Annotated in this window: 2 protein-coding genes; both read left to right on the forward strand. The window is 30.1% G+C overall.

Annotation, left to right across the window (positions count from 1 at the left end; translation table 11 throughout):
- The first annotated feature begins 255 nt into the window (after positions 1–255).
- Positions 256–1,317, forward strand: coding sequence for a DUF389 domain-containing protein (locus H1P_RS16830; RefSeq protein ID WP_144869448.1), 1,062 nt, complete (start codon positions 256–258; stop codon positions 1,315–1,317).
- Between the two features lie 101 nt (positions 1,318–1,418).
- Positions 1,419–1,792 (forward strand): DEAD/DEAH box helicase (locus H1P_RS16835; protein WP_186376004.1); only part of this gene is annotated, 374 nt, incomplete at its 3' end.

The following is a 1,792-nucleotide window of genomic DNA, read 5'->3' on the forward strand; positions in this document are numbered from 1 at the left end:
ACAAAAAAATCCACAGCAAAAAATTATAAAGTATTTTTTTAAGAACATTTTTGATAAATCAAAAAGATATAAATTTAGTAATTAGTACCAATTCAAGGATAATTGGTTAGTGGTTAGTTATTTATGATTCGTCATTGGTTATTAGTTATTACTTAATTATTTTTGATACTTCTATATCCCTCCTATTTTCCAATCATTCATTATTTATATTTAATTATTTATCAAACAAAAAAATTTTTTCTATTTAACTTAATTATGGATTTTAATAATTATCCTCCAAAGCAAAAATTTTTAAATAGCCGTGCTAGGCGATTCATAAGAATCAAAACCATTAGATTTCTGAAGCAATTTTTACCTAAACAGGTTAAAGACGTTTATATCAAAAAATTACATCGAGAGCTATGGTTAGATGCTAGCTGGAATACTAACTTTATTGTTTTTACTATTAGTGCTTGTCTAATTGCTACTTTTGGCTTAATTAGTAATAGTACTGCTGTTATTATTGGTGCAATGTTAATTGCTCCTTTGATGTTACCCCTAAGAGCGATGGCTTTTGCTGCTTTAGAAGGAGATTTTCCTTTATTTCGTAAAGGTTTATTCTCCATAATTGGAGCAACAATCATGGCTTTTTTACTCTCGAATATTGCAGGACATTTAGTAGATCTACCTGAATTTGGTTCAGAGGTTTTAGCAAGAACTCAACCTAATTTAGTAGACTTGGCTATTGCAGTAGTTGCAGGGGGAATTAGTGCTTTTGCTAAAGTGAGAAAGGGTGTTAGTGATGCAGTTGCAGGTACAGCGATCGCAGTTGCTTTAATGCCTCCTTTATGTGTAGTTGGTTTATCTTCTTCCCAAGAACAATATTACTTTTCTAAGGGTGCTTTTTTACTTTATTTAACAAATCTTTTAGGCATTACTTTGTCTTGCATGATTGTTTTTATTTTGGCTGGTTATACTAAAATTAGCCATGCTTTAGGATGGACTCTTGCTCTTACTAGCATTTTAGTTTTACCATTAGGAGCAAGTTTTTTCCAGTTAGTAAGGCAGGCACAATTAACCACCGAAATTACCAATAAATTAATCAATGAAACCATTACGGTAGGAGAAGGAGTTAATAATAGCCACATTGAAGTAGATTGGACACAAGACCCCCCTATTGTTTATATCACTCTGCAAACAGATAAAGATATCAATTCTAAACAAGCAGCTTTGGTAGAAACTTTCATTTCTCGCAAAATGGGACAACCTTTCGAGCTAGTTTTTATAGTAGACAAAGTAATAAGAATTCCGACTGATAATAATGTACTTCCTAAATAAATATTATTAATTTTATTTCAAGAATATCTATTTGCTTGAATTAAGTCAACTTAGTTTAAAAATATTATAATTTTTGTTTATCATAAAAATAAATTAGATTAATGTATCTAGAAAATAATGATTTTAGTTCGCAAACACAGCATCAGAATCAATATACTACTTTATCCTTAAAAAATATTGACTGGCAAATATTAGCAACAGATTATACTAAAAAATTTGTTAAAAATAAGGTAAAAGAGAAGTCTAGTAACTATCAACATCAATTATTAAATACCCCTCGCTTTCCTAATAATTTAAAACTACGAGACTATCAAACAAAGGCTGTTATTAGTTGGTTAGCTAATAAAGGTCGTGGAACATTAAAAATGGCGACTGGTAGCGGTAAAACCATTATTGCTTTAGCTATAGCCACAGAGCTATACCAAAAAATTGGCTTACAGGTTGTAATTATTATTTGCCCTTATCAACATTTAGT

This window comes from Hyella patelloides LEGE 07179, assembly GCF_900659865.1.
In the GTDB taxonomy this organism is placed as follows: Bacteria; Cyanobacteriota; Cyanobacteriia; order Cyanobacteriales; family Xenococcaceae; genus Hyella; species Hyella patelloides.

Bases quoted from the DNA above. Each gene is read 5' to 3' on its own strand.
- H1P_RS16830 (WP_144869448.1), top strand. From the start codon at position 256: ATGGATTTTAATAATTATCCTCCAAAGCAAAAATTTTTAAATAGCCGT.